Annotated in this window: 3 protein-coding genes; all 3 read right to left on the bottom strand. The window is 75.0% G+C overall.

Annotated elements, in window-relative coordinates; translation table 11 throughout:
* Window positions 1-1997: ABC transporter ATP-binding protein (locus KBX39_RS23220; protein WP_210872492.1), on the bottom strand; the 1997-nt coding region annotated here is incomplete at its 3' end.
* Between the two features lie 90 nt (window positions 1998-2087).
* Window positions 2088-2681: a TetR/AcrR family transcriptional regulator gene (locus KBX39_RS23225; protein ID WP_073830318.1), complete on the bottom strand. Its 594-nt coding sequence runs from the start codon at window positions 2679-2681 to the stop codon at window positions 2088-2090.
* Window positions 2682-2691: 10 nt separating this feature from the next.
* Window positions 2692-4836, bottom strand: a 2145-nt coding sequence (locus KBX39_RS23230; protein ID WP_247660486.1) for a YhgE/Pip family protein, incomplete at its 5' end; no start/stop codon positions are given.

The raw sequence follows: 4836 nt of genomic DNA on the forward strand, positions 1-4836 counted from the left end.
GCCACGATGCCCAGCGCCGGCAGCCACGGGTCGCCGCCGCCGACCAGGTCGGCCCAGAGCCAGGGCAGCACCGCGCCGTCCATCCCGAGCACAGTCATCACGATGAACAGGCCGACCGAGATCAGACCGTACCGCGGGTCGTTGAGGCCCAGCCGGAGGATCTCGCGCATGGTCCGCGCGGGGGGCGCGGGCGGCGCGGGTGGCGGGTCGGCGCGCGGCACGGCGGCCGGCCGCGTCGCGGGCGCGGTGGGCGTCGCGGGCGCGTCGTCCCAGGCGGGCGCGTCGAGCAGGTCGACGCCGCCGCGCCGGGCGCCCACCCCGGCGTACGCCCCGGCGTGGCTGGTGGCGAGCAGTTCGGCGAAGCGGGCCGACTCGCGCAGCGGACCGGCCTCCAGCACCGCTCCGTCGGCCATCACCACCACCTCGTCGCAGCGGCGCACCGAGGAGAGCCGGTGCGCGATGACGATGCCGATCCGGTCGGTGAGCAGCCGTTCGGTGGCCTCGCGTACCCGGTTCTCGGTGACCGGGTCGAGCCGCGCGGTGGCCTCGTCGAGGATCACCACGTGCGGGTCGCGGACCAGGATGCGGGCGAACGCGACGAGCTGCTCCTGCCCGGCGGAGAGCACGTAGCCGCCGTCGCCGAGCCGGGTGTGCACGCCGTCGGGCAGCTCGGCGATCCAGCCGGACAGGCCCAGCTCGGCCAGCGCCCGCTCGGCGGCGTCCAGCAGCTCCGGGTCGAACAGCGCCACGTTCTCGGCGAGCGTGCCGGCCAGGATCTCGGTGCGTTGCGGCACCACGGCGATCCACCGGCGCAGTTCCTCGACGTCCAGGTCGACCAGGTCGGTGTCGCCGAGGAACACCGTGCCGCGGGGCACGTCCACCGCCCGGGTGAGCACCTTTGCCAGCGTCGACTTGCCCGAGCCGGTACGCCCGACGAGCGCGTACGAGCGGCCCCGGACGAAGTCGAGGCGCACGTCGCGCAGCGCCGGCCCGCGCTCGTCCCCGCCGGCCGGGTAGCGGTAGGTGAGCCCGCGCACGGTCAGGTCGCCGTCGACCGGGGTGGCCCCGCCTTCCGGCTCCTGCGGCGACCCGGCGAGCAGTTGCACCCGGCCCCACGCGCCGAACGCCTGCTGCAGGTGCGGCACCCAGCGGGCGATGTGCTCGACAGTCGCGCCGAACGCGATGGCCAGCAGCCAGATCCCGGTCAGCCGGGCGGCGTCGACGCGGCCGGTGGCGAGCGCCCACGCGCCGCCCAGCACCACACCGGCGATGCCGACCCGGACCGCGCCGGCGGCGGCCGCGGTGACCCGGGCGGAGAGCCGGAACACCCGGACGCACCGGGCGATCACCTCGGCCGCGCGGCGGGCGTAGAGGCGCAGCACGTACGGCCGGGCGAGGCTGGTGCGCACGTCGTCCTGCCCGTGCACCGCCTCCTCCATCACCGCCGCGAGGTCGGACCACGCCTCCTCCTCGGCCATCCGGGCCGGGGCGATCCGGGCGGTCGGGCGGCGCAGCGTCACCGCGAGCAGGGAGGTGAGCACGATCATGCCGACACCGGCGGGCCACCAGACGATCAGCGCGCTCACCGTCGCGAGGACGCAGACCGCGAGGCCCTGCGCCAGCCGTACGCCGGTGTTCCGCATCTCGGCGGCGACCTGGTAGACGTCGTTGTCGATCCGGTCGAGCAACTCGCCGACCGGCGTGGTCTCCAGGGTGGGCAGGTCCTGGCCGAGCGCGACCCGGCAGAGCCGCCGCCGCACGTCGGCCGACCAGTCGGCGGTGAGCCGCGCCATGATCAGGCCGATCAGCAGGTCGGTGACGACAGCGGCGACGAGCGCCACCGCGAGCGCGACGAACCAGCCGGACGAACGGTGCACCAGCACCGGCCCGGCCAGCGCGGACGCGGCCGCCTGGCCAGCGGCCCCGAGCACGATCAGCAGCAGGACCGCCGCCATCCGCCGGGGCGCCGTGGCCCAGAGATCTCGGAGCAGGCGCATGGAAGGTCCTCCGGACTCGGATCGGTGGGGGCGGTGACCTCACCCTCACCCTTCCGGCGGCCCGGAATCAACCGAATTACCGACCGCTGGTCAGGTCCGCGCGACCCGCCGGACGATGCCGAGCAGCGACTCCTGCACCTCGTCGATCGGCCGCTCCGGCGAGAAGACGAGCCAGTCCACCGCCACCACCAGCCCGACGCCGAACAGCGCCGAGCTGGCGGTACGCACGTCCAGGTCGGCCGGGAGGTCGCCGCTGTCCACGCCGGCCTGCACCGTGTCGGCGATCACCGCGATGGCCTCGCCGCGCAGCAGCCGCAGCGTCTGCTGCCACTCCCGGTTGGTCCGCCACATCTCCGAGAGCAGCAGCTGGGCGAAGGCGCGGTAACGGCGGATGTACTCCAGTTGCGCGCGGACCAGCGCGCCCAGCGCCTCCAGCGGCGGCAGCCCGTCGACGGCGGCCCGGAACTCGGCGGTGAGCAAACCGATGCCGTGCCGCAGCAGCTCCTCGAACAGGACGGTCTTGGACTCGAAGTTGTAGTAGACGGTCCCCTTCGCCACGCCGGCCCGGGCCGCGATGTCGTCCACCGTGGTGGCCGAGAAGCCCTGCTCGGCGATGAGGTCCACCGCCGCCACGAAGAGGCGCTGGCGGGTGTCCTCGCGCCGGCGTGTCCGTCCGTCCGTCACCGGCTCATCCTCACATGGTCAGTTCGGGGTGCAGCTTGGCCGGGGTCAGCCGGCGGGAGCGGCGGGCTGCGCCGACGGTGAGCGCCATGGCGCCCAGCCCGAACGCGAGCAGCACCAGCGCGCCGGTGACCACCGGGGCGGTGGTGCCGCCGTTGATGGTGTGCCGCAGGCCGTCCACCACGTACGTCATCGGCAGCCAGGGGTGGATCGCCTGGAAGAAGCCGGGCGACGTCTGCACCGGGTAGGTGCCGCCGGACGAGGTGAGCTGGAGCATCAGCAGCGCCAGCGCGGCCAGCCGCCCGGCCGGGCCGAGCGCCACGCCGAGCAGTTGCATGATCGCGGTGAACGCCAGCGAGGTGAGCGCGAGCAGCCCGAACGTGGCCGCCCCGTGCCGCGGGTCGAGCCCGAGCGCCAGCGTCACCACCGCGTAGAGCACGGTGACCTGGGCCAGGCCGATGCCCGCGGCCGGGAGCCACCCGGCGAGCACGACCCGCCAGCCGGGCGCGCCGGACATCACGTGCCGCCGGTTGACCGGCCGCAACAGCATGTACGTGATCATCGCGCCGACCCAGAGCGCCAGCGACAGGAAGTACGGGGCGAAGCCCACGCCGTACGAGCCGGCCGGGTTCTGCGAGTCGCGGATCAGGCCGACCGGGTCGCCGAGGACGCCGGCGCGGGTGGTCGCGTCGTCGTACCCGGGTAGTTTCCGCTCCCCGGCGGCGAGCCCGTCGGCGAGGTCGCCGGCGCCGCCCTCCAGCCGGGTCAGCCCGTCGACCAGCCGGTTGCTGCCGCTGCCGAGCTGGGCCAGGCCGCCGTCGAGCTGGCGGGCGCCGGTGGCGAGCCGGTAGAGGCCGCCGCGCAGCTCGGTCGCGCCGGTCGACGCGTCGCCGAGGCCGTCGCGGAGCTTGGCGCTGCCCTGGGCCAGCGTGGCGAGCCCGCCGGCCAGCTCGTTCACCTTGGCGCGGGCGGAGGCGACGTCGTCGGCCAGGTGCGGCGCGGCGGCGGCCACCTCGCGGGCGGTCTTCGCCACGTCGGTCATCTGCTTGCGCAGCGTGGCCATGTCGGTCTCGTCGAGCGCGGCCACCACGGAGCGGGCCTGCGTGACGGCCCGGTCGGCGGCCTTGCGGGCGGCGGCGAAGTCGGGGTCGTCCGCCAGTTCGGGGTGTTCCTTCGCGACCGCGTCGAGCCGGTCACGGATCTCCTCGGCGGTCGCCACCACCTCGGCGGCCTTGCCGGGGAGCGCGTCCAGTCCGGCGGCGAGCTGCTGCGCGCCGTCGGCGACGAGCGTGGCCGCCTTCTCGATCTTGTCGGCGTTGCGGCGCAGCACCGGCTCGTACTTGTCGGCGGCGGCGTTCACAGTGGCCGCCGCGGCCTTGGTCTCGGTGGCGGCGCGCCCGGCGCCGTCGGCGAGCTGGGCGGCGCCGGTGCGCAGCTGGTCGAGGCCCTTGGCGAGCTTGTCCGCGCCCTGGACGGACTGGTTCAGTCCACCGGTGAGCTGCCCGGCGCCGTCCGAGGCGTCACCGAGCCCGTCGGCGAGCTGATCGGCCCCCCGCTGGGAGCTGCCGAGCCCGTCGGCGATCTTCCCGGCGCCGTCGGCGGCGCGTCCGGTCTCGGCCTTGGCGTCGGTGAAGCCGATCAGCATCTTGTCGAAGTACGTGGCGGCGGTGCTCTGCGCGGCGGCGGCCCGGATCTCGCTGAACGCCGACCGGGCGAGCAGGCCGGAGAGGTAGTTGGTGGCGTCGTCGTTGACGACCTTCAGCTCGCCCTGCCGGGCCGGGCGGCCCGGTTCCGGGGCGGCGGCGAGCGAGGCGGAGAAGTCCTCCGGGATGGAGAAGACCAGGTGGTAGCGCCCGTCGCGCAGCCCCTTCGCGGCGTCGGCCTGGTCGGTGACGGTCCAGCCGAACACCCGCCGGTCGAGCAGCTTCTCGGTGAGGTCGCGCCCGGCGTGCACCTCGCTGCCGTCGCCGGCGGTGGCCGGGCGGTCGGCGTTGACCAGGGCGACGGGGATCCGGTCCATCTTCCCGTAGGGATCCCAGAACGCGTACAGGTAGAGCGCGCCGTAGAGCAGCGGGACGATGGTGAGCACGGCCAGGGCGGCGCGCGGCAGCCGGCCCCGGGTCATCCGGCGCAGCTCGAACAGGGCAAGTCGCAGGAC

It is taken from the genome of Micromonospora sp. D75 (assembly GCF_018070405.1).
Lineage (GTDB): Bacteria > Actinomycetota > Actinomycetes > Mycobacteriales > Micromonosporaceae > Micromonospora > Micromonospora chalcea.